Source organism: Klebsiella sp. HC6, assembly GCF_022605325.1.
Lineage (GTDB): Bacteria > Pseudomonadota > Gammaproteobacteria > Enterobacterales > Enterobacteriaceae > Klebsiella > Klebsiella terrigena.
In genome coordinates this window covers 69536-92834 of the sequence record NZ_CP093276.1, presented here as the reverse complement: position 1 = coordinate 92834, position 23299 = coordinate 69536, and the positions used below count along the sequence as shown (strand labels likewise).

20 protein-coding genes and 1 tRNA gene are annotated in these 23299 nt (G+C 58.1%); 11 read left to right on the top strand and 10 right to left on the bottom strand.

Annotated features, from left to right (window positions below):
- Positions 1-7: 7 nt before the first annotated feature.
- The 4 genes from MMW58_RS00440 to zapB all read right to left on the bottom strand — a co-directional run bounded on the left by MMW58_RS00440 (position 8) and on the right by zapB (position 3850).
- Entirely contained in the window at positions 8-1342 is a 1335-nt protein-coding gene (locus MMW58_RS00440) for an MFS transporter (RefSeq protein WP_133600200.1), read from the bottom strand.
- A gap of 258 nt (positions 1343-1600) precedes the next feature.
- The gene (locus tag MMW58_RS00435; protein WP_159236629.1) at positions 1601-2362 is read right to left on the bottom strand and encodes a CDP-diacylglycerol diphosphatase; all 762 of its coding nucleotides are present in this window, start codon (positions 2360-2362) and stop codon (positions 1601-1603) included.
- 96 nt (positions 2363-2458) lie between these two features.
- Positions 2459-3448: a sulfate ABC transporter substrate-binding protein gene (locus MMW58_RS00430; RefSeq protein ID WP_045853817.1), complete on the bottom strand. Its 990-nt coding sequence runs from the start codon at positions 3446-3448 to the stop codon at positions 2459-2461.
- 156 nt (positions 3449-3604) lie between these two features.
- On the bottom strand, positions 3605-3850 hold the full coding sequence (zapB, locus tag MMW58_RS00425) for a septal ring assembly protein ZapB (protein ID WP_095102595.1): 246 nt from the start codon (positions 3848-3850) through the stop codon (positions 3605-3607).
- A gap of 444 nt (positions 3851-4294) precedes the next feature.
- Between zapB and MMW58_RS00420 the strand changes: the two genes are divergently transcribed.
- The 6 genes from MMW58_RS00420 (at position 4295) to MMW58_RS00395 (ending at position 13325) form a co-directional block, all read left to right on the top strand.
- Positions 4295-5146: an MIP/aquaporin family protein gene (locus MMW58_RS00420; protein WP_045853816.1), complete on the top strand. Its 852-nt coding sequence runs from the start codon at positions 4295-4297 to the stop codon at positions 5144-5146.
- A 21-nt stretch (positions 5147-5167) separates the two neighbouring features.
- Positions 5168-6676 carry a glycerol kinase GlpK gene (glpK, locus tag MMW58_RS00415; protein WP_045853815.1) on the top strand — a complete coding sequence of 503 codons (1509 nt, stop codon included), beginning with the start codon at positions 5168-5170 and terminating at the stop codon, positions 6674-6676.
- 242 nt (positions 6677-6918) lie between these two features.
- The gene (locus MMW58_RS00410) at positions 6919-8310 is read left to right on the top strand and encodes a nucleobase:cation symporter-2 family protein (RefSeq protein ID WP_241722582.1); all 1392 of its coding nucleotides are present in this window, start codon (positions 6919-6921) and stop codon (positions 8308-8310) included.
- A gap of 156 nt (positions 8311-8466) precedes the next feature.
- Positions 8467-10170: an AsmA family protein gene (locus tag MMW58_RS00405; protein ID WP_241722581.1), complete on the top strand. Its 1704-nt coding sequence runs from the start codon at positions 8467-8469 to the stop codon at positions 10168-10170.
- A 202-nt stretch (positions 10171-10372) separates the two neighbouring features.
- Positions 10373-11932, top strand: a complete 1560-nt coding sequence (locus MMW58_RS00400) for a PTS transporter subunit EIIC (protein ID WP_241722580.1) — start codon at positions 10373-10375, stop codon at positions 11930-11932.
- 13 nt (positions 11933-11945) lie between these two features.
- On the top strand, positions 11946-13325 hold the full coding sequence (locus tag MMW58_RS00395) for a family 4 glycosyl hydrolase (RefSeq protein WP_133600205.1): 1380 nt from the start codon (positions 11946-11948) through the stop codon (positions 13323-13325).
- A gap of 62 nt (positions 13326-13387) precedes the next feature.
- Here the strand turns inward: MMW58_RS00395 and MMW58_RS00390 are convergent, their stop codons facing one another.
- Positions 13388-14125 (bottom strand): MurR/RpiR family transcriptional regulator, encoded by a 738-nt coding sequence (locus tag MMW58_RS00390; RefSeq protein WP_088911656.1) that lies wholly within the window; start codon positions 14123-14125, stop codon positions 13388-13390.
- Between the two features lie 451 nt (positions 14126-14576).
- Here MMW58_RS00390 and MMW58_RS00385 point away from each other — a divergent pair.
- A tRNA-Sec gene (locus MMW58_RS00385) sits at positions 14577-14671 on the top strand.
- 256 nt (positions 14672-14927) lie between these two features.
- Here the strand turns inward: MMW58_RS00385 and MMW58_RS00380 are convergent.
- Positions 14928-16124 carry an OprO/OprP family phosphate-selective porin gene (locus MMW58_RS00380; protein ID WP_241722579.1) on the bottom strand — a complete coding sequence of 399 codons (1197 nt, stop codon included), beginning with the start codon at positions 16122-16124 and terminating at the stop codon, positions 14928-14930.
- 438 nt (positions 16125-16562) lie between these two features.
- On the opposite strand from MMW58_RS00380, the gene MMW58_RS00375 reads away from it, so the two are divergent.
- The 3 genes from MMW58_RS00375 to MMW58_RS00365 all read left to right on the top strand — a co-directional run bounded on the left by MMW58_RS00375 (position 16563) and on the right by MMW58_RS00365 (position 19091).
- Entirely contained in the window at positions 16563-17570 is a 1008-nt protein-coding gene (locus MMW58_RS00375; protein ID WP_159236648.1) for a zinc-binding alcohol dehydrogenase family protein, read from the top strand.
- A 1-nt stretch (position 17571) separates the two neighbouring features.
- The gene (locus tag MMW58_RS00370; protein WP_241722578.1) at positions 17572-17874 is read left to right on the top strand and encodes a putative quinol monooxygenase; all 303 of its coding nucleotides are present in this window, start codon (positions 17572-17574) and stop codon (positions 17872-17874) included.
- 167 nt (positions 17875-18041) lie between these two features.
- Entirely contained in the window at positions 18042-19091 is a 1050-nt protein-coding gene (locus MMW58_RS00365) for an NAD(P)-dependent alcohol dehydrogenase (RefSeq protein WP_241722577.1), read from the top strand.
- Here MMW58_RS00365 and MMW58_RS00360 read toward each other — a convergent pair.
- Together MMW58_RS00360 and MMW58_RS00355 are read right to left on the bottom strand one after the other, a co-directional pair.
- Positions 19088-20041 carry a GlxA family transcriptional regulator gene (locus MMW58_RS00360; protein ID WP_241722576.1) on the bottom strand — a complete coding sequence of 318 codons (954 nt, stop codon included), beginning with the start codon at positions 20039-20041 and terminating at the stop codon, positions 19088-19090. The genes MMW58_RS00365 and MMW58_RS00360 overlap by 4 nt on opposite strands.
- A 26-nt stretch (positions 20042-20067) precedes the next feature.
- Positions 20068-20847, bottom strand: a complete 780-nt coding sequence (locus MMW58_RS00355) for an MBL fold metallo-hydrolase (RefSeq protein WP_241722575.1) — start codon at positions 20845-20847, stop codon at positions 20068-20070.
- 169 nt (positions 20848-21016) lie between these two features.
- On the opposite strand from MMW58_RS00355, the gene MMW58_RS00350 reads away from it, so the two are divergent.
- Complete coding sequence (locus MMW58_RS00350) at positions 21017-21571, top strand: NUDIX hydrolase (RefSeq protein WP_241722574.1); 555 nt, start codon at positions 21017-21019, stop codon at positions 21569-21571.
- On the opposite strand, the gene MMW58_RS00345 is transcribed toward MMW58_RS00350, so the two are convergent.
- Complete coding sequence (locus MMW58_RS00345; protein ID WP_241722573.1) at positions 21563-22423, bottom strand: DMT family transporter; 861 nt, start codon at positions 22421-22423, stop codon at positions 21563-21565. The two genes, MMW58_RS00350 and MMW58_RS00345, sit on opposite strands and share 9 nt — an antisense overlap.
- A gap of 24 nt (positions 22424-22447) precedes the next feature.
- Positions 22448-23257 (bottom strand): lipoprotein NlpA, encoded by an 810-nt coding sequence (nlpA, locus tag MMW58_RS00340; protein WP_123709530.1) that lies wholly within the window; start codon positions 23255-23257, stop codon positions 22448-22450.
- Positions 23258-23299 lie beyond the last annotated feature (42 nt).

Below are 23299 nucleotides of genomic sequence, written 5' to 3'. Positions count from 1 at the left end.
CGCCTCCTTATGCCTGCCGCTGCGCCAGCTGATGCTGAATGTCGCGGTAGTAGTGGTTATTGATCAGGTATTTTTTCATCAGCAGGCCCACCGCCAGATGGAACAGCGCCGGGATTAACGTCATCATCAGCGCAATGCCGGTCAGCGAACGGGCGCTCTGCTCAACGTCGGCCTGATAGCCAAAATGGCTCAGCAGGAAGCCCAGCACGCCGCCCGCCACCCCCATGCCGAACTTCTGGAAGAAGAGAATGCCGCCAAACGCGAGGCCGGAGACGCGCAGTCCGGTTTTCTTTTCCCCGTAATCCACTGCCTCGGCGATAGATGACCAGAACACCGGCATTTGCATGTCGCAGAAGAAGTTGATGAGGAAATAGAAGGCAAACGCCAGCACGAGATTTTCGCGGCCGACGCAGAAATACATCAGCGCGCTGAGGACGAAGGTGACAAGCTGGGTATAGCGGAACATCTTGATTTTGTCCCAGAAGCGGGTGACCCAGGTGGTGGCGATCATCGCCAGAATCGAGGCGACCACGCCGGTAGTCAGGAAGGGCGAAATCAGGCTATCGCCGCCGTTCAGGAAGTATTTCGCGTAGTAGGCGGCGACCGAGCCGCGGATCACGTAGCCGCACATCAGGAGTAAAATCACCGCGCCGAGAATAAGCCACTGATCGTTACGCAGCAGATACTTAAACTGCTTGCCGACCGGGAGAGAGGTAATTTCCGGGACGCTGCGTTCGCGGGTGGTGAGGAAGCAGAAGATAAACAGCAGCGCGCCCATGGCGCCCATCAGCCCCATCGAAAACTGGTAGCCCAGCGCCTTGTTGCCCTGCCCCAGCCAGACGGCGAGCATCGGCACCACGATGGTCACCAGGAACGCGGCAATCTTGGTCATCACAAAGCGATAGCCGTTGGCGCTCAGGCGTTCAACGGGGTCGTCGGTAATCACGCCAATCATCGAAATGTAGGGAATGGTGATGGCGGTATAGACCAGCGTCATCAGAATATAGGTGCCGTAGGCCCACGCCAGCTTGGCCATATACGCCATATCGGGGGTGATAAACATCAAATAGACGGCAAAGCCAAAAGGCACGGCAAACCACAGCAGCCACGGACGATAGCGTCCCCAGCGGGTATTGAACTTATCGGTCAGGATCCCCATTGCCGGATCGATAATGGCATCGATCAACCGTACGACCACAAACAGCACGCCGACATCCGCGGCGCTCAGGCCGTAGATGTCGGTATAGAAATAAGCAAGGAGCAGCTGCATAGCAATAATGACAACGTTTATCGCCATATCCCCTGCACCAAAGCCGATTTTTTCCACGATAGAAAGTTTCATGTTGAAATTCCTTTACGCTCAAAAGCGCAAATCAGTCGAACAATTGATGATGTCACTACGTGAAATAAAAACGTTTTTATGGATAAGCCATCCAATAAGATGACTATGAGGAGAGTGTAACGATCCGCGAAAAGATATAAAGGTATACCTTTATATCTTTTGATCGAATTCACATTAATTTTACGTATGGATCTACATCCCGGCAGCAACCGGGATGAGAATCAATAAGATACCGGCAGGGCGCCGACGGGGAGAAAACTACCGGGAGGTGAGGATCGCGCAGCTATGGTCCTGAATCTCTTCCGCAGAGGCGCGGTTGAGGGTCAGCAAATTGCGTTCCGTTGCCAGCAGCACCAGCGAACCGTCGCTCTGTTCGGCCATCGCCAGCGCGAAGCGTCCCATATGTTCACGCGCCTCGGGCACCTCTTCCGCCAGCATCAGGAAGGGGCTGCGCTGGGCAAGCTCCGCTTCGGTCACCCGGCGCGCCAGGTATTCATGGCCGAGCAAACCGCCCGGCAGCGGCAGCCAGCGGCTGCTAATCGCCGAGGCCTCGCGGTCCAGCTGGGCACGAACGTCCTGGCGCAGGCAGGAGATATGAATATGGAGGTGGTTCTGCGTGCGCCCGCTGCGGGAGTTAATCGTCAGCGCAACCGCGTTATCGGGTATCGGCGAGCCGCGACGTTCGCTCATAATTTCCCGGCCTTGCCAGGCCTGCCAGAAGAAGTTTGGCGTCTGCGGGTTGAGCAGGAGCGGGCTCTCGGTGCCGTTAATCCGGTACGTCGGCATCAGCAGATACTGCAGCGGTCCGTTGCGGTCTTTAAACAGGACGTAGCCGCCTTTAAGATTGACCTCGGCGCAGGGGGCCGGGTTTTGCTGCTGCTGCTGATTGACCACGCACTGCTGCAAAACGATGTGCCGCAGCGCGTCCGGGTTGCCGGAGTGCAGCCAGTACCAGCCGCCTGCCGCAATCGCCGCCAGCACCACCAGCAGCCCCAATAAAAGGTATCGTACTCTTCGCATTATGTTTTCCTGTCTCAGCCAGAAACGGAAGAGTAGCGTAATTTGATGACCAAATGAAAACGCCCGGTTATTTAACCGGGCGTTGAGGGGGAGAGATTAACGCTGACTAATCTGGTCGAAGGTGCCGCCGTTAGAGAAGTGCTCCTTCTGAGCTTTGGTCCAGCCGCCGAACTCCTGGTCGATAGTAAACAGCTTCAGCTTCGGGAACTCGCTGGCATATTTGCTGGCAACGGCCGGGTCGCGTGGGCGATAGTAGTTCTTCGCCGCGATCTCCTGGCCTTCCGGAGAGTAGAGATACTTCAGGTAGGCTTCTGCCACCTGGCGGGTGCCTTTTTTATCGACCACCTTATCCACGACCGAAACGGTCGGCTCGGCCAGAATCGATTCGCTCGGGGTGACGATTTCAAACTTGTCTTTACCCAGCTCGTTTGCCGCCAGCAGAGCTTCGTTTTCCCAGGCAATCAGCACATCGCCGATCCCACGTTCAACGAAGGTATTCGTTGAGCCACGGGCGCCGGAATCCAGCACTTCGACGTTTTTAAACAGCGCCTTCACGAACTCCTGGGCTTTCGCCTGGTCACCGTGGTTCTGGTGCAGGGCGTAGCCCCAGGCCGCCAGGTAGTTCCAGCGCGCGCCGCCGGAGCTTTTCGGGTTCGGCGTAATGACCGACACACCCGGTTTAATCAGGTCGTTCCAGTCATGAATTTGCTTCGGGTTACCTTTGCGAACGAGGAACACGATGGTGGAGGTATAGGGTGCGGAGTTATCCGGCAGGCGTTTCAGCCAGTTTTTATCAATGCGGCCGCGCTCGGCAATCGCGTCGACGTCATAGGCCAGCGCCAGGGTAACGACGTCGGCTTCGATGCCGTTAATGACCGAGGTTGCCTGCTTGCCGGAACCGCCGTGGGACTGACGAATCACCACGTTGTCGCCGGTTTCCTGCTTCCAGTGCGCGCTGAACGCTTTGTTGTACTGTTCGTACAGCTCGCGCGTCGGATCGTAAGATACGTTTAATAGCTGAATGTCTTTTGCCAGAACGCTGGCGGATGCCAGCAACAGAGTTAACCCCACGCCCCACTTATTCATCGCACCGCTCTCTATATGTCGTGTTGTGATGAACTAAGCGTGCCAGAAAGCGAACCAATGATTAAAGAATAAAAAAAGATTGGCTATAACCTGAGAGAATATACGAAGGGGTAAAGCTAACCCCCTCCCGAGCAGGAGAGGGTGAGGACGCGAGGGCTACACTTCTTCCATGCGGCCCAGCAGCGCCTGCAGACGATCCTGCCAGCCCTGCTGCTGCTCTCTCAGCTGGCCGTTTTCACGCTCCAGCTCTTCGCGGCTGTGCTGTGCGCCCTGAACTTCCTGCGCCAGCGTGTTGTTCTTTTCTTTCAGCTCTTCGATTTCCATCTGCAACAGCGTGATGGTATCAATCGCCTGCTGTACTTTTGACTCTAATTTCTCAAACACTTCTAATGACATCGTCATACCTCTCCTGAACTTGCAAGGCGTTGATAGAAACCGTCCGTTTCGTATACGCGTTGACGCCTTAACGAAAATAAGCGCACTACAGTGGTCATGCAGTCGATTGTATGAATCCCCGCCTTCCCTGTCCAGCGACAACCCGCGCAGATTGCGGTTGGCAACACTTTTCAGCCTTTACCTGGCTCATTCGGCGCCTGTCCCCGGAACTTCTCCGGCAATTGTTAATCATTGGGTTAGCGGAACGCGTCCGTAAACGCTCTTTAATGTGCTACAACACGCGTTTATGGCGCGAAAACGCTCATTTTCTTGACCTGGCACACACATTTCGAGTTCGATATTTCTCGTTTTTGTTCGTTAACGATAAATTAACACTATGCCTACATGGCAGCGTGGTCGACGACGACCTTCATACTTACAATAATCACCACTTTGTTTCAGGATTCGATTATGAGCCAAACATCAACACTAAAAGGCCAGTGCATCGCAGAGTTCCTCGGTACCGGGTTGTTGATCTTTTTCGGCGTTGGGTGCGTCGCTGCGCTCAAGGTCGCGGGAGCCAGCTTCGGTCAATGGGAAATCAGCATCATCTGGGGTCTGGGCGTCGCGATGGCGATTTACCTGACCGCAGGCGTCTCCGGTGCTCACCTTAACCCGGCGGTTACCATCGCGCTGTGGCTGTTCGCCTGCTTTGACGGACGTAAAGTTGTTCCTTTTATCGTTGCGCAATTCGCTGGCGCCTTTTGCGCTGCGGCATTAGTTTACGGGCTTTATTACAATCTTTTCCTCGATTTCGAACACTCGCATAATATGGTGCGCGGTAGCGTCGAAAGTCTTGACCTGGCAGGAATTTTCTCCACTTATCCGAACCCGCATATCAATTTCATGCAGGCTTTCGCGGTAGAGATGGTGATAACCGCTATCCTGATGGGCGTGATTCTGGCGCTGACCGACGACGGCAACGGCATCCCACGCGGCCCGATGGCGCCGCTGCTGATTGGCCTGCTTATCGCCGTGATCGGCGCATCGATGGGACCGCTGACCGGCTTTGCGATGAACCCGGCGCGCGATCTTGGGCCGAAAACGTTCGCCTGGCTTGCTGGCTGGGGTGAGGTCGCCTTCACCGGCGGCAAAGATATTCCCTATTTCCTGGTGCCGCTGTGCGCGCCGGTGGTTGGTGCCGCTCTGGGCGCGTTCGGCTACCGCAAGCTGATTGGCCGCCACCTGCCTTGCGACATCTGCGAAGTCGAGGAGAAGGAGACAACCTCCGCCTCTACGACGCAACACAAAGCTTCGCTGTAATCTGACTACGAGACTCATACTATGACCGACAAAAAATATATCGTTGCGCTCGACCAGGGCACCACCAGCTCCCGGGCCGTAGTGATGGATCACAATGCCAATATCGTCAGCGTTTCTCAGCGTGAATTTGAACAAATTTATCCTAAGCCAGGCTGGGTTGAACACGACCCGATGGAGATTTGGGCCTCGCAAAGCTCGACGCTGGTTGAAGTGCTGGCGAAAGCGGATATCAGCTCCGACGAGATCGCCGGTATCGGCATCACCAACCAGCGTGAAACCGCCATCGTCTGGGAACGTGAAACCGGCAAGCCGATTTATAACGCCATCGTCTGGCAGTGCCGCCGTACCGCCGAGATCTGCGAGCAGCTCAAGCGTGACGGTATGGAAGAGTACATCCGTCAGGCCACCGGCCTGGTCGTCGACCCGTACTTCTCCGGCACCAAGGTTAAGTGGATCCTCGATCACGTTGAGGGCGCGCGCGAACGCGCTAAGCGCGGCGAGCTGCTGTTCGGCACCGTGGACACCTGGCTGGTGTGGAAAATGACCCAGGGCCGCGTGCACGTCACCGACTACACCAACGCCTCGCGCACCATGCTGTTCAACATCCATGAGCTGGACTGGGACGACAAAATGCTCGACGCGCTGGATATTCCGCGCGCCATGCTGCCGGAAGTGCGCAAATCTTCCGAGATATACGGCCAGACCAACATCGGCGGTAAAGGCGGCACGCGTATTCCTATCGCCGGTATCGCCGGCGACCAGCAGGCGGCACTGTTCGGCCAGCTGTGCGTAAAAGAAGGGATGGCGAAAAATACCTACGGCACCGGCTGCTTTATGCTGATGAATACCGGTGAGAAGGCGGTGGCCTCCACCCACGGCCTGCTGACCACCATCGCCTGCGGCCCGCGCGGTGAAGTGAACTATGCCCTGGAGGGTGCGGTCTTTATGGCCGGCGCCTCTATTCAGTGGCTGCGCGACGAGATGAAGCTTATCAACGACGCGTTCGATTCCGAATATTTCGCCACCAAGGTGAAGGATACCAACGGCGTGTACGTGGTTCCGGCGTTTACCGGCCTCGGCGCACCGTACTGGGACCCGTATGCTCGCGGCGCGATCTTTGGCCTGACCCGCGGCGTAAATGCTAACCACATTATCCGCGCCACCCTGGAATCTATCGCCTATCAGACCCGCGACGTGCTGGAGGCGATGCAGGCTGACTCAGGTATCCGTCTGCACGCGCTGCGCGTCGACGGCGGCGCGGTCGCCAACAACTTCCTGATGCAGTTCCAGTCCGATATTCTCGGCACCCGCGTCGAGCGCCCGGAAGTCCGTGAAGTCACGGCGCTGGGGGCGGCTTACCTGGCCGGTCTGGCTGTTGGCTTCTGGCAGAACCTGGACGAGCTGCAGGAGAAAGCGGTGATCGAGCGCGAATTCCGTCCGGGGATCGAAACCACCGAACGTAACTACCGCTACAGCGGCTGGAAAAAAGCGGTGAAACGCGCCCTGGCGTGGGAAGAGCACGAAGAGTAATCCCGCCGAAACCGTCCCGGTAGCGCAGCGCTTACCGGGACGACGGCTTCATGCGCAACGTTTTTTCTTCGCCCGGATAAGGTGCCCGACACCGGCTCCGGGCTTCTTTTTCGCCCCGCCATGCGAATGCCTTTTCCCCACACTTTTTCGGCGGAATTATTTTTCCTCAAACGCTGGCAAACGTTTGCTTTTGCACTACAGTCCGCTAAAATCCCCGCTTTGCCACCTTGGGATTGCTTGTGATGTCCGTGAATACCGCCGAGCCAGAAAATGCGCAACCGGTTGCGCATAAACAAACCAGCGAATTAATCTACCGCCTCGAAGACCGCCCCCCGCTGCCACAAACGCTGTTCGCCGCCTTCCAGCACCTGCTGGCGATGTTTGTTGCGGTGATCACGCCGGCGCTATTAATTTGTCAGGCTCTGGGTCTTCCCGCCCAGGATACCCAGCACATCATCAGCATGTCGCTGTTTGCTTCCGGCGTGGCATCCATTATTCAAATTAAGGCCTGGGGACCGGTCGGCTCCGGGCTACTCTCCATTCAGGGCACCAGCTTTAACTTCGTCGCCCCGCTGATTATGGGCGGTACCGCGCTAAAAACCGGCGGCGCCGACGTGCCGACGATGATGGCCGCGCTGTTCGGCACCCTGATGCTGGCCAGCTGCACGGAAATGGTCCTCTCCCGCGTTCTGCACCTTGCGCGACGCGTTATTACCCCGCTGGTCTCCGGCGTGGTGGTGATGATTATCGGCCTGTCCCTGATTCAGGTTGGCCTGACCTCCATCGGCGGCGGCTACGCGGCGATGGCCGACCACACCTTCGGCGCGCCGAAAAACCTGCTGCTGGCGGGTATCGTGCTGGGGCTGATCATTATTCTTAACCGCCAGCGCAACCCGTACCTGCGCATCGCTTCGCTGGTTATCGCGATGGCGGCCGGCTACCTGGCGGCCTGGCTGCTCGATATGCTCCCCGCCAATAGCGCGGCAACCGACAGCAGCCTGATTGTGGTGCCGACCCCGCTCTATTACGGGCTGGGGATTGACTGGAACCTGCTGCTGCCGCTGATGCTGGTGTTTATGATCACCTCCCTGGAAACGATCGGCGATATCACCGCCACTTCCGACGTTTCCGAGCAGCCGGTTTCCGGCCCGCTGTATATGAAGCGACTGAAGGGCGGCGTGTTGGCCAACGGCCTGAACTCGTTTGTCTCCGCGGTATTTAATACCTTCCCGAACTCCTGCTTCGGTCAGAATAACGGCGTGATTCAGCTCACCGGCGTGGCCAGCCGCTACGTTGGTTTTGTGGTGGCGCTGATGCTTATCGTGCTCGGGCTGTTCCCGGCGGTAAGCGGCTTTGTGCAGCATATCCCTGAGCCGGTGCTCGGCGGCGCGACGCTGGTGATGTTCGGTACCATCGCCGCATCCGGCGTGCGCATCGTCTCCCGCGAGCCTCTGAACCGCCGGGCGATCCTGATTATCGCCCTGTCGCTGGCGGTCGGTCTCGGCGTTTCCCAGCAGCCGCTGATCCTGCAGTTCGCCCCTGACTGGCTGAAGAACCTGCTCTCCTCCGGTATCGCCGCCGGCGGTATTACGGCGATTGTGCTGAATTTGGTCTTCCCGCCAGAGAAAAACTGATCCCGCCTTGCTCCCCGGCCGCGCACGGCGGCCGGGGCAGCCCGCAGTTTGCCCCTTTTAGCCCCCTCACATCATCTGATTACACAATTCCTGTCTTGAGGATTGCGCATAATTCGGGCATAACAGCCTTATGTGCCTCGCTCAGGATGTAAGACCATGAAATTTCCTGGAAAGTTGATTCTCTGGCTGCTGGCCGTTCTGCTGGTCGCGATCGTTGCCGCCTGGTTCCTGCTACAGACCCACTGGGGCTCGCGTCAGGCCAGCGCCTGGCTGAGCGACGGCACCGGCTGGCAGGTCTCCTTCGATGCGATGGATCACGATTTCTCTGCGCCTCTCCACCTGCAGCTGCAAAACGTGACGTTCGGTCGCGACGGCAAACCCCCGACGCTGGTTGCCAAAACGGTGGATATCGGTTTCAGCACGCGCCAGTTCAGCGATCCGCTGCATGCCGATGAGATTGTGCTCAGCGACGGGACGTTAAACCTCTCCCCCTCCTCCGCCTCTTTGCCCTTTGCCGCCGACCGCCTGCAGCTGCGCAATATGGCGTTTAACAGCCCGGAAACCGGCTGGGACCTGAGCGCGCAGCGGGTGACCGGCGGCGTCAGCCCGTGGGCGCCGGAAGCGGGCAACGTGCTGGGCAAAAAAGCGCAGATTCAGATGAGCGCGGGTTCGCTGACTCTTAACGGGGTTGAGGCCAGCAACGTCCTGATTCAGGGAAGTATTGATAATGGCGAAGTCACGCTGTCCACTCTCGGCGCCGATATTGCCCGCGGAACGCTAACCGGCAACGCTAAACGCGGCGCCGACGGCAGCTGGCTGGTTGATAATCTGCAGCTTAATGAAACCCGCCTGCAGAGCGATAAAGCGCTGGCGGACTTCTTCGCCCCGCTGACCACCGTCCCTTCGCTGCAAATTGGTCGCCTCGATGTGACCGATGCCAGCCTGCAGGGAACCGACTGGGCGGTCACCGGCCTGGACCTCAGCCTGCGCAATCTGACCTTAAGCCACGGCGACTGGCAGAGCGAGGACGGTACCCTGTCGATGAACGCCAGCGAATTCATTAACGGCTCGCTGCACTTCCTCGATCCAATCCTTAATGCCGAATTCTCGCCGCAGGGTATCGCCCTGCGTCAGTTTACCTCGCGCTGGGAAGGCGGGATGGTGCGCACCTCCGGCCGCTGGCTGCGCGACGGCAAGGCGCTGGTGCTGGATGACACCGCCTTTGCCGGGCTGGAATATACTCTGCCGGAAAACTGGAAACAGCTGTGGATGGAGCCGCTGCCGGCCTGGCTGCAGAGCCTGACGCTGAAGAAATTTGGCGCCAGCCGCAACCTGGTCATCGATATCGACCCGCAGTTCCCCTGGCAGGTCACCGCCCTTGACGGCTACGGCGGCGAGCTGCAGCTGGTGAAGGATCGGCGCTGGGGCGTATGGAACGGCAGCGCGACGCTCAACGCCGCCGCGGCGACCTTTAACCGCGTTGACGTCCGCCGCCCGTCGCTTAAGCTCAGCGCCAACGCCTCAACGGTCAATATCAACGAGCTTAGCGCCTTTACCGAGCGCGGTATTTTACAGGCCACCGCCGCGGTGTCGCAGCTTCCCCAGCGCCAGGTTAACCTCAGCCTGAACGGGCGCGGCGTACCGCTGAACGTCCTGCAGGCGTGGGGCTGGCCCGCGCTGCCGGTTTCCGGTGACGGCAATTTCCAGCTAACCGCCAGCGGCAGCGTGCTGGCCGATGCGCCGCTCAGGCCCACGGTGAACGGCCAGCTCAGCGCGACCAATATGGAAAAACAGCAGGTTGCGCAGGTGATGCGCAACGGCGAGGTAAGCGGCGCCCAGCCTGCGCCCGTCGCGCCTTAATTTCCTCGTCCTCCAGCCTTCTCCCTGCCGGGAGAAGGCCTCCTGATATTTCCCGCCCCCGAAACCTGTTGCCATTTTGCGGCTGTTTGTACCTATTTCCCGCAACCTGTTCCTTTCAAATAGCAGAATTGCTATAACCAAAACACTGGAAGTCAAAAAAATAATTAAAGTCCCTGTACCTACAAAAATAAAAGGAACAACTATGTCCGCAATACGTCAACATGCGCTGGAGAATATGCAGAAATTCTCCAGAGCGATGATCGGTGCAGTATTGTTCTTGCCGGTCATCGGTTTAATTCTGGCGCTCAGTTCTGTCTTAACTAACCCAACATTAATTTCTGAAACCAGTTTTTTACACCAGCTTGGACAGCTGCTCGGCGATACCTTCTGGCCATTATTCGGCAATCTCGGATTACTGTTTTGCGTCGGTATTAGCTACGGCCTGGCAAAAGATAAAAAAACGGAAGTGGCGCTGGTTTCGGTCATGTGTTTTATCATGTTCCTGGGGGCCAACCACTCGTGGCTGGAGCATACTCACGGCATTGCCGAAAAAATTAACGGCGAATATTACGGTACCGGCCAGACGCAGATCTTAGGGTTCGTGGTGGTCGATATGGGGGTATTCCTCGGCATTATTCTCGGCTGCACCATCGCCTGGGTACATAATAAAGTCTCCGCTATTGAGCTGCCCGGCGCGCTGTCGATGTACGGCGGCGCGAAGCTGACCCTCGTGGCCATGACGCCCGTTATCATATTCTACGCCATCGCCTTCACCTGGATCTGGCCGTTTATGACCCACGGCATCGCGGCGTTAACCGGGTTTATGAAAAACGCCGGCGTCGCGGGCGTCTTCGTCTACGGTTTCTTTGAAAAATTCCTTATCCCCACCGGCCTGCATCATTTCGTGTGGTCGCCGTTCCAGCTGACGCAGATCGGCGGCACGCTGAACGTTGACGGGCAGGTCGTTTCCGGCACCCAGGCTATTTTCCTCGCCTATATGCGCCATCCGGATCTCACCCCGGTGATGAACGAAGCCCTGCGCTTCTCCCAGCAGGGGATGACCACGATTTTCGGCCTGGCCGGCGCCTCGCTGGCGTTTTACCACACCGCGAAGCCTGAGAAGAAAATGCTGGCCAAAGCGATTCTGCTGCCCGCCATTATCACCTCGATGCTGACCGGGATTACCGAGCCCATTGAGTTCACCTTCCTGTTTGTTTCGCCGCTGCTGTGGGTGATCCACGCGACGTTAACCGCCGCCTCGCAGGCAATTTGCGACATCTTCACCGTTCGTCCGTGGGGCGCATCCGGGCTGATCGAATTCCTGATTTATAACCTGCCGCTGCCGGTTTCGCTCACGCGCTGGCCCGGCTATGTGCTTATCGGTATCGGACAGTTTGCCGTCTACTACGTTATTTTCCGCACCCTGGTGGTAAAACTGAATTTGAAAACGCCGGGCCGCGAAGACGATGAAAATGTGAAGCTATATAGCAAAGCGGACTATCGCAAAAAGATGAACGATAAGTCGGCGGTCACCGATGAAATTATTAATGGCTTAGGCGGTAAGGATAATATTATTTCCGTTGATAACTGCTTCACCCGCCTGCGGGTCGCTATTAAAAATATGCAACTGGTTGACGATGATATATTGAAAAGCACCGGCGCCAACGGCGTAGTGCGCAACAGAAATGAAGTACAGGTTATTTATGGCGTCAAGGTGGGACAGGTTCGTTCCCGGGTTGATAGCTGGCTCGCAGAAAATTAATCAGGAGTTATTTATGAAATTAACCGTATTAGGCGGGGGCGGCGTTCGCTCCGCGTTCCTGGCAAAATCACTGGCTTATAACGCGCACCGCATTGGTTTAACGGAAGTGGTATTTCTCGACAGCTCCGCAGATAACCTGGCCGTCTTTGGCGAGATCGCCCGCTACGTCTTCCAGGCTATCCGCCCGGATATTCACTTTAGCGTTACCCGCGATCCGGTTGCCGCGCTGACGAATACCAACTACGTTATTACCACCCTGCGGGTCGGCGGCGACGAGAGCCGTATTCGCGACGAGCGCATTGCGCTTGAGCATAATACGTTAGGCCAGGAGACCACCGGCGCCGGCGGTTTTGCCATGGCGATGCGTTCAATACCAGCGATTCTGGACTACTGCCGCCTCATCGAAGAGCACGCCGCCGAGGACGCGATCCTGTTTAACTTCACCAATCCGTCGGGGCTGGTGACTGAGGCGATTATCAAGTCGGGCTTTAAGCGCCGGGTATACGGTATCTGCGATGCGCCGTCGGAGCTGATTCGCGAGCTGCCGGAGATCCTCGGCTGCGACGAGCGTGACCTTGGCGTCGAGTGCTACGGCCTGAACCACTTCTCCTGGTTTACCCACTTTACGGTGCGCGGAGAAGACGTGACCGAACGCCTGATCGCCAGCCCGGATCTGTATCGTAAAACGGCGATGCAGTATTTCTCGCCCGAGCTGGTTGAACTGTGCGACAAGCAGTTGCTGAACGAATATCTCTACTATTACTACTACCGCGAGGTGGCGTTAAAAGCGATTCAGGAAGCGCCGGAAACTCGCGGGGAACAGATCGCCCGCATCAACCGCGATATGCGCGATGAGCTGCAAACCGTTGACGTACGGGCCAACCCGGAAGCGGCGTTCAATATCTGGATGAAGCACTACCTGCGCCGGGAAAACAGCTATATGCAGAATGAGTCGCAGCAGGAGAAGTTCCATACCCGCGAGCCGCTTACCCTGCAGCAGTTTATCGAAGAGCCGGATACCGGCGGCTACGCGGGCGTGGCGCTGGATATCCTGGAGGCGGTCAACAGCACCACCACCAAGCGTATCGTGGTGTCGATATCCAATAACGACACTCTCGATTTCCTGCGCCCGGATGATGTGATTGAGATTAGCTGCGATCTGAGCAAAGACGGCCTGAAGCCGGTCACCCCGGCGCACGTGCCGACGGCGCAGAAGAACATGATCGCCAGCGTCAAAGAGTATGAGCGTCTGGCGGTGGCGGCGATCCTGCAGCGGGATAAGTCGCTGGCGATACGGGCTCTGATGGCTCATCCGCTGGTCGGCTCCTGGTCGCTGGCGCAGAAGCTGGTTAACGCCTACCTCGACGATAAGCTGGTTGCCGACTGGCGGTAGTCTTCGCCAGCCTCCGGGCTGCTGCCTCAACGCCGCAGCCCGGAAGCGCTGCGGCGCCGCGTCTAAAGGGCATCGTCCGCCCTGCCTTTTGCGGTCTGAATAAACCACATCTTCAGAAAGCGCTCAAAGCCCAATATGCAGTAGCCGAAAAACGGGTTGCTCCAGTAAATATCATCATCAAACTTCTGCGGGTCATGAATAATAAACGCGGTATCCGCCGCCTGAGCCAGCGGGCTTTGATAGTCGCCGGTAAAGCAGACCAGGTTAATCTCTTTGCCCTCCAGCGCCTTCACCCAGTTTAGCGCCGAGCTGCTGCGCCCGGATTTAGAAATTATCCAGATCGAGTCAAATTTGGCGGCGTTTTTCTGTTCGAGAATTTCATAATCCGGCCACAGCGCGAGGCTGGCATTTACGCCGGTCACCAGAAACTTATTATAAATATATTGCGCAATCAGCTGCGAGAAGCCGCTGCCGTGGACCAGGATGCGGTGCTGCTGCAGGCTTTCCAGCAGCGGGGTGACCTGCTCCGCCGGCAGAATGCTCATATAGTCGATGTCGTTGGTAACATCGAGCTTAGGCATGGTGATATTGAATTTAATAAAATAGACCAGCTCCAGCCAGCCGCTGAACTTGAGCTTCTTTGCCAGGCGCACCAGTGAAGAGGGGTTACTGTAGCAGCGCTCGGCGACGGCGCGGATCCCCTCCCGCACGCAGCGTTCAGGATCGTGCTGAATAGAGCGCAGGACGGTCATTTCCGTTTTACTCAGCTTAACGTCACGAAAGATGTTTTCTAAATCCATTCCGGGCTCCTCTCAGCGGCAGATTACGCTATCACCGAACGGCGATAGTGTCTGTGGGGTGAGTCACCGCAATGAAACAGATATTACTTTTTGCTAATAAATGGAATAAAAAAACCTTTCATCTCTGCCGTATCGGCTGCAGACTGAAGCAAAAACGTCCCCGTCGTCCTTCCAGGAGAACAGCGCTTCTGGCTTTTTTTAACCATAAGACATCGTTCACCGCATCTTTCCGGGCTTTTTTGACGGGCAAATCGACGCGGCAACCCCCGCGAAGACGATATTGCGCTAACGGGCGAGAATGTAAAAAAGTGTAAGCCACGGATTTTGAAGGGGTTTGACCAGGAGTGTTCTGTAAAGTCCAGTTTTAACAGTAAAAAAGTGCGTTTAGGTATGTGGTAAATGACTGAAAGTAGCTATAATGCGCCCCGCCTCCATGTAGCAATCGAGGCGCGGAAGATCGTCATCTCCGGTGAGGTGGCTGGACTTCAAATCCAGTTGGGGCCGCCAGCGGTCCCGGGCAGGTTCAACTCCTGTGATCTTCCGCCAGTTGCTCTCCTCTACACCATTTGATGGTGAATTCTGTGCCAGGCGCGGGTATCACTCTTTCAATCCGTCATTAAAATCGATTCTGCATTCAGCCTATTTTCGACCTTTTCGCTTTCTCCCATCCAGGCGTAGAATTTAACCTTTAGCTTTCAGCGCCATGCATGACCGTTTGGCAAATGACTTCGGATGTTGCGCGAGGAAAACCAGAGCCTGCCCTGGCCGGTAAAAACAGCAGGGGCCTCCCTGCCCCACCTCATCAGAAGTAGTACCCAATATTGACGTTAGTGCGGAAATACCATTTGCCGCTGCCCTCGGATTCGGTGCTGGTCCAGCCCGTGGCGTTCAGCGCTCCGCCCCAGGGATTGGCATTCTTCGCCCAGCTGAGATCGACCCACAGCATCACCGGCAGGGCAAATACCTGCACCCCAAGGGTATTCATCTGCGAATCCTGCCAGCCGCTTTTGTCTTTCCACAGCACGCTGTAGTCGTTATAGAAACGCAGCTTTGATACCGCTCCCCACTTCACATCGACGTCGCGAGCAAGGTTTAGCGACGCGGTGGTAGCCTTAGCCGGAATAAGATAGGCCGGCGTCAGGCCGTTGCCGCCCATCAGGATCGTATCGTCGCTAACGCCCGCCGGGTTCTTAGGATCGTACTGATAGCGAATCACCTGCGACGTGAGCTGCCACGGCCCGTTGTGCACCATTCCGTGCAGGCCTGCCGCCCAGAAGGTGCCGTCATCGTCCGTTTCGCGATTGTGCAGACGCGCCAGCGCCAGGGAGCCGCCCAGCTCGTTACTCCAGCCTCCGCCGTGAAACTCCCTGGCGATGCGGACGTTCACCTGATCGCGCTTCTCGTTACGCTGCTGATGCTGGCTCGGGTAAATGGTGTTCTTCAGGCGGCTGTAGTCGCCCACCTCCGGCGCATAGCGCAGATTTTCCGGCTCCATCCACGGGAAATAAGCCGCATCCAGCGACCAGTTATTATCATGATATTGATAGTTCACCCCGCTGCCGGCATTGACGCCAAAGCCTAAATAAAAGGGAATGCCGTAGGACCAGCCGAATTGCGGATAGGGTTCAAGGCCAAAAGGTTTACCCGGAATACCGAGCGTAATATTGTTATTATCGTTTAAACGATAGCCCACATAGGCCCGGTCGACGGCATATTTATGGTGATCCTGAAACCAGACGCCGGCGTCAAAGAAATAGTTATTATAAAACCCGCTGCTGTCGATACGAAAGGTATCAAAACGCAGATGCGGCGGGTGGCGATAATTACTGCCGTGCCAGTCTTCATAACGGTAGTTGGCCCGCAGGGCGCCGCCGAAATCCACGCCGGCAAGATTATCGGCGCTGCGCCAGCCGAGATGCGGAAACGGCTTTCCTTGCTCCGCATGCGCGAAGCCCCCGGTACACGCGCCCAGCAGCAGCGTGATGATAATTTTACGCATAGCACATGCCTCACTTTATATTTTAATAAACAACAGAAGTCCGCCGCCGCTAAATAGCGGCGTTTTTAATTAATTTGTCTCAGCGGTGAAACAATCAGCTAAATATCGCGATGATGATATTTTTGTCTCAAATATGAAACTCTGTTTATTATTTGATATAAAGAAAGTCGCACGCAGCGTGGCGTGAGTCAAGGCGTAAACTTTGCGCTATAACGCAATATTATTATTCATTACTTCAGGAATTAATATTTTTGAAGTTCACGCAAAATTATTCTCAAATATGAAACAGCGGGGGCCGGACTGTCCGCTCCTTGTTGGGCAAGCGATTTTCTCTTTTTGAATATAACTCTTATCGCCGCCGGACCGTTTTTCCCCGGCCGGTGCCGGTCTATCCTCGACGCATTCAACCGATGAACCCATTCGCAAACCGGAGAGTATATGAAAGCAATCGCGATTACCCGCGCAGCGGCAGAAGGCCGCAATATCCCCTTTTTAAGCGCCATCGAGCTGCCGGTTCCTACCGCCGAGGGCCATGACCTGCTGGTTGAGGTAAAGGCCATTTCCGTTAACCCGGTGGACACTAAGGTACGCGCCGGATTCGATGCCGATACGCCGCGGGTGCTGGGCTGGGATGCGGTTGGCACGGTCAAAGCCGTTGGCGATGCGGTCACCCTGTTCGCGCCGGGCGATGAGGTCTGGTACGCCGGCGCGCTGGGCCGCCCGGGAAGCAATCAGGAATTTCAGCTGGTGGACGAACGAATTGTCGCCCTCAAGCCGCGCTCGCTGGATAACGCTTCCGCGGCCGCCCTGCCGCTCACCGCTATTACCGCCTGGGAATTGTTATTCGATCGCCTGGGCGTCCAGGAGGGCGGCAATACGGGCGACACGCTGCTGATCGTTGGCGCGGCGGGCGGCGTCGGCTCCATCCTGACCCAGCTGGCTCGCAGACTGACCGGGATGACGGTGATCGGGACGGCGTCGCGCCCGGAGAGCCAGAAATGGGTGCTGGACGCCGGCGCGCATCACGTAATTGACCACAGTAAGCCGCTGAGCGAAGAGCTGGCCCGTATCGGAGTGAAGGCAGTGACCCACGTCGCCAGCCTGAACAACACCGAACAGCACTATTCGCAGCTGATTGATGCCCTCGCGCCGCAGGGCAAACTGGCGCTGATCGACGATCCGCAAACCCTCGACGCCCGGCCGCTGAAGGCCAAAAGCATCTCGCTGCACTGGGAGTTTATGTTTACCCGCTCAATGTTTGAAACGTCGGATATCATTGCCCAGCATCGGCTGCTGACCCGCGTCGCCGCGCTGATTGATGATAAAACGATTAAAACCACGCTCGGCGCACACTACGGCGCGATCACCGCGGAAAATCTGCAGAAAGCGCACGCTCAGCTCGAAACCGGACGCGCGGTGGGCAAAATCGTGCTGGAAGGGTTCTAAGATGACGGCGGAAGCAATCTCTATCATTGCGGTACTGAAAGCGCAGCCGGGAAAAGCCGAGACGCTGCGCCAGGCCCTTCGGGCGCTGCTGCTGCCGACCCGCCAGGAGCCGGGCAACGTCGATTATGCCCTGTTCCAGCTGCGCGATGCGCCGGATACCTTCTACATGCGCGAGTCCTGGCGCGGCCAGGCGGCGCTGGAGGAGCACATCGCCCTGCCGCATTTCCAGGCGTTTATCGCGCAGATGGACGACCTGCTGGCCGAGCCGCTGCGCCTGGATTATCTGACGGCCGTTGAACCCTAATGTCACCCCCGTTCCCCCGCCGGCCGGGGGATCGTCCGCCCCTTTTTAACCCTTTGAGCTAATCCCCTCCCGCCCGGCGCTGGCCAGGCTACGCTTAGCGTTGCCGCGCAAAAAACACGCACCTCCCTCCGCCCCGTTCAGCACGATTATTCAGAAGAGGTTTCGCTATGCAGATCAACGCTATTGGTACCAATTCCGCCAGCCAGCCGCTGGCCGCGATGGCCATCTCCCGCCGCGAGCCTGGGCCGCACGATGTGCAGATCGCCATCGACTACTGCGGCGTCTGTCACTCCGACCTGCACCAGGCCCGCTCCGAATGGGCCGGGACGATCTATCCCTGCGTGCCGGGGCATGAAATCGTCGGCCGGGTGACCGCCGTCGGCGAACACGTCTCCGGCCACGCGGTGGGCGACCTGGTGGGCGTCGGCTGTATGGTCGACAGCTGTCAGCAGTGCGAAGAGTGCGAGGAAGGGCTGGAAAACTACTGTGACCACACGGTGCTCACCTATAACGGCCCCACTCAGGATGCGCCCGGCCATACGCTGGGCGGCTACTCCCAGCAAATCGTCGTTCACGAGCGCTACGTGCTGCGCGTGCGCCACCCGAAGGAGCAGCTGGCCGCCGTAGCGCCGCTGCTGTGCGCCGGTATCACCACGTACTCGCCGCTGCGCCACTGGAACGTCGGGCCTGGCAAAAAAGTGGGCATCGTCGGCATCGGCGGGCTGGGGCACATGGGGATCAAGTTGGCTCACGCCATGGGCGCTCACGTGGTGGCCTTTACCACCTCGGAATCCAAGCGTGACGCGGCCAAAGAGCTGGGGGCGGACGAAGTGGTGGTGTCGCGCAACGAGGCGGAGATGGCGGCGCACGTCAAAAGCTTCGACTTTATTCTTAACACCGTGGCGGCCCCACATAACCTCGATGCCTTCACCACGCTGCTTAAACGCGACGGTACCCTGACTCTGGTGGGCGCGCCGGCAACTCCGCACCCGTCGCCGGAAGTGTTTAACCTGATATTTCGTCGTCGGTCGATTGCCGGGTCGATGATTGGCGGGATCCCGGAAACCCAGGAGATGCTCGATTTCTGCGCCGAACACGGCATCGTCGCCGATATTGAGCTGATCCGCGGAGATCGGATCAACGAAGCGTGGGAAAGGATGGTCAACGGCGACGTCAAATATCGCTTCGTGATCGACATCGCCACCCTCGCCGGCTAAGCCCCCCGGCGAAAGGTCCGCCGCCACTCCGCCGGGCTGACGCCGAATCGGGACTTAAACTGCTGGCGCCAGGTGACGGCGGAGCGAAATCCGACCATTTCCGCCACCTGCTCAACGGGCATCTCGCCCGCTTCCAGCAGCATCTGGCTGCGCCGCAGCCGCTCGGCGGTGAGCCAGTCGGCAATGCTCATCCCGGTGGCCTTTGCAAAATGACGGGTCAGGGTGCGGCGGCTCATCGCCACCACCTGCGCCAGCGAATCGAGATTATGCGCTTCGTGAATATGCTGCTGGAGATACTCAAGCAGGCAGTTAATGCGCGCATCGCGGGTGCTTTTCGGCACCGGCTGGGCGATAAACTGCGCCTGGCCGCCTTCGCGATGGGGCGGAACGATCATCCGCCGGGCAATCTGGTTGGCCGCCAGGCTGCCGAAGCGCTGGCGAATAATATACAGGCAGCAGTCGAGCGCCGCCGCGGTGCCCGCCGAGGTGATTATCCGCCGGTCATCGACGTACAGCGCATTGATATCCAGCTGCACCTGCGGAAAAAGACGCTGAAAATCCTGCTCAAACTCCCAGTGGGTCGCCGCTCGCCTGCCGTCCAGCAGCCCGGCGTAGCCCAGCACGAATGCCCCCAGGCAGAGACCAACAATTTCGGCGCCGTTATCCCGCGCCCGCACCAGGCTATCGAGCAGGGCCTGCGGCGGGCGCTGATTCACCGCCCCCCAGTAGGGCACCACCACAATATCCGCCCGCTCAAGGGCGGTAAAATCATCCCGGGCGTGGAGCGCGAAGCCGTCGCGGGCGCTCAACATCCCCGGCCGCTCGGCGCACAGATGGAGATTAAAACGCTTTGTTTCTGACACGCTGTCGCCAAACAGCATGCAGGGAACGGAGTAGTGAAACGGGCTAAACCCTTCCACCGCGACAATCGCCACTTCGGTTAATTTCATCGCTGCCTCCCCTCCCGGCCAGGAGCTTAAAATACCACGCTTTCCCCATCCTGCGGGATGCTGACCACCCCGGCAATCTGGTTATCAGCCACGTACTCACTCAGCTCCCGGCGGCTCAGCAGGCAGTGGTTCACCGCTTCCATATGGCCGACGACGATCTGCGCCTCCGGCAGGGTAAAGTGCGTTTTCAGCACGTCCTCTTTGCCCATGATGATCGGCCCAAAGCCGATGACGTGGGCATATCCGGCATTCAGCACCACCACGTCTGGGCGCAGGCGGATCATGTCGGCTTCGATTTCATCGCGCCAGATGGTGTCCCCCACCAGCCACAGCGTTTTCTCCTGCGGATGACGCAGCACCACGCCGCAGGCTTCGCCCAGGCGCTCCGCCATCGCCGGCACGGCGTAGGTGCGATCGCTCCCGTGCTGCCCGGAGGTGGTTTTCCGCAGGCTCACGCCTTCAAATTCGCTGCTCTCAGACAGCAGGCGAATATCGCTAAATCCCTGGCCCCGCAGCAGCCGGACATCGGCCTCATGCTGGACAAAAACCGGCAGCGCCTTGGGGATCGCGGCGATCGCCGCCTCGTCCCAGTGATCCTCATGGGTATGGGTCACGATCACGGCGTCAACGTCAATAATGGCAGAGAGCGGTAAGGGGAGCGCCACCAGCGGGTTACGCTGCTCGCTGCGGGCGGTACCGGCAAATCCAGGCCAGGCGGCCTTATCCGCCAGCATCGGATCGATCAGGAATTTTTTACCTGCATATTCAATAATCTGTGTCGCGTTACGGATGTGGGTGATGTTCATGATGCTCGTTCCTCTTCGGGGTAATCTGGCGAACATCGTACGTCCCACAAGCCTGGCGCAATATGGGCATTCGGGCAATGATCGATGAGATTGGGCCAACTTTCCCCGCTTGCCAGCGGCCACCGGCTATGCTGTGCTGAACGCTCAATTTTCTGGAGAAGTGGCCCCGATGAAAAAGAGACTGACCGCCGCCGATATGCACGACGCCGAAGTGATTGCCCATACCCCGTGGTTCAGTATGCGCAAGGTGGCTATCGACGTCACTGCCGACGAACGCCGCGACTTTTACGCCATCCACTACCCGCGCCCGGCGGTAGGCGTTGTGGCGATGCAGCAGGGTAAAGTGCTGCTGATCCGCCACTACCGCTATCTGATTGACCAGGTGGTGTGGGCCATCCCGTCAGGCGGCATCGATGAAGGCGAAGAGCCGCGGACGGCCGCCCTGCGTGAGCTGCGCGAGGAGACCGGCTGGCAGGCCAAAAACGCCGAAGAGATAATCCGCTATAACCCCTCCTACGGCAGCAGCGACCAGCTGTTCATCACCTGGCTTGCCCGCGATCTGGAGTACGTCGGAATGGACGCCGATCAGGATGAGGTGATGGAAACCGGCTGGTTTACCTTCGAAGAGATCCGGGAGCTGATCGCCCGCGGCGAGATGCCGGACGGGCTATCGCTGGTGCCGCTGCTGCACCTGATGGCGCAGCAGCGCGGTGGTTTAGCGTAGCGGCTTAAGCATGCGCCAGCGGAACCACAGCTGGGCAACGAGGATCAGCACGCCGCCGACAATCTTCTGCAGCGGCAGCTGCTCGTGATACCACAGGGCGGCGGCAATCACCGTCAGCAGCGGTTCGAGCACCATAATAATCGCCGCGCTGGCAACCGCCGCGTACTTCTGCCCCTTCATCTGCAGGCCGAAGCGCAGGCTGGTGGCGATAACGATACTGGCGAGCAGCCAGCCGAAAGTGGGCAGGGTAAACGGCCGATCCCAGCTTTCAACCGCTGCCGAGATCGCCAGCCCCACCAGCCCGGTGATCCCCAGCTGCACGGCGGTCAGCGGGATCAGCGGCACCTCGCGGGCGCAGCGGCTGGTGTAGCAGAACCAGATTGACTGCACCAGCGCGGTAAGCAGAAACCAGCCCTGGCTGGGGTGGAAGGCAATCGGCATATGCAGGCTCAGCAGGGCAAGGCCGACGATCGCCAGCGGCAGGCACTCCCAGTAAGCGCGCGCCGGGCGCGTTTTCATCATCGCCCACGCGGTCAGCGGTACAAACAGCATCGACAGGCTCATGATAAACGCCCCCTCGCCCAGCGACGGCGTGGTCGATACCGCGTAAATCCACAGGCACAGGTTTAGCGCAAACCACAGGCCGCTGATGAGTATCGGCGGCCACTGCCGTTTCTCGACGCGAAAACCGCGGCAGAAAGGCAGCAGCAGCAGCGCGGCGAAAAAGAAGCGCAGGCCGAGAAAGGCAAAAACCGGCATCCCGGCGATGGCTTCACGCGAAAATATCCACCCGCACGCGGCGATGACCGTGGCGGCGACCAGCAGCACATCCGCCTGACGTTGCCGAATCATATACACCTCTCCCAGTGTCAGTCATTACCAGCCCGGCACCGCGCCGCCGTTGAAGATCGTCTCCGCCGCCTTCGCCACTTCCGGCGACTGATAGGACTGCATGAACTCCTTCACGTTCTGCGCATCTTTATTGTCTTCGCGGGTGACGATGATGTTCACGTAGGGCGAGTTTTTATCCTCGATAAAAATGCCGTCGCGCACCGGAGAGAGCCCGGTTTGCTGGAGATAGGTGGTGCTGATGATCGCCACATCGACCTTGGGATCGTCGATCACGCGCGGCAGCTGCGCGCCTTCGAGCTCCATAATTTTCAGGCTATGCGGGTTGGCGGTGATATCGATTGCCGTCGGCAGCAGCCCGGTGCCCTCTTTGAGGGTAATCAGCTTCTGCTGCTGCAGCAGAAGCAGCGCGCGGCCGAGGTTGGTAGGATCGTTAGGAATGGCGATGGTCGCCCCGTCCTTGAGGTCAGCGACCGATTTAATCTTGCGCGAGTAGCCCGCCATCGGGAACACGAAGGTATTGCCGACCGCCACCAGATGATAGCCGTGCGCTTTATTATCCTGTTCGAGGAACGGCCGGTGCTGGAAGACGTTGGCGTCCAGATCCCCGGCGTTCGTCGATTCGTTCGGCAGCAGGGAGCCGCTAAAACCAACCAGCTCAACGTCGAGGCCATACTTCTCTTTCGCCACCTTCTTCGCCACTTCCGCCACATCCTGTTCGGCGCCGTTAATGACGCCGACTTTAATGTGTTTTGCATCGCCGTCTTGCCGATCGCAACCCGCCAGCAGCAGGCCCGCCAGCACCACTACGGCGGCTGTCCGTAAACGCAATTTCATTATCTTCACCCTGTTAGTCCATTAGAAAGTCATTATTATTTT